Raw genomic sequence first — 353 nt, forward strand, 5'->3', positions numbered from 1 at the left:
GGACGATCTCGCGACCGGGCGGCAACTGGCCGGCCACCAGGGTCGGCAGGCCGATGCCCAGGTTCACGACGGCGCCTTCAGGAAGATCCGCCGCGACCAGCGCGGCCATCTGATGGCGCGTCCAGGGTTGCCAACTCATGCGCGCCGCTCCATGGCCGAGTTGGGGCGCGGGCAGCACACCAAACGTTGCACAAAGATGCCCGGTGTGACGACGGTTTCCGGATCCAGTTCGCCCAGCGCGACCACCTCGTGTACCGACGCGACGGTGACGCGCGCTGCCGTCGCCATCACGGGGCCGAAATTGCGGGCCGTCTTGCGGTACACCAGATTGCCCCAGCGATCGCCGCGTTCGG

At 68.8% G+C, this 353-nt stretch carries 1 protein-coding gene and 1 pseudogene; both read right to left on the reverse strand.

All coding sequences use genetic code 11. The features are described from left to right. Nucleotides 1-139 (reverse strand): annotated as a pseudogene (locus H5407_RS24575) (3-oxoadipate CoA-transferase); the annotation flags it as partial. Then, nucleotides 136-353: CoA-transferase (locus tag H5407_RS23780; protein WP_310737699.1), on the reverse strand; the 218-nt coding region annotated here is incomplete at its 5' end. The gene H5407_RS23780 and the pseudogene H5407_RS24575, both read right to left, overlap by 4 nt.

Source organism: Mitsuaria sp. WAJ17, assembly GCF_014174515.1.
In the GTDB taxonomy this organism is placed as follows: domain Bacteria; phylum Pseudomonadota; class Gammaproteobacteria; order Burkholderiales; family Burkholderiaceae_C; genus Roseateles_B.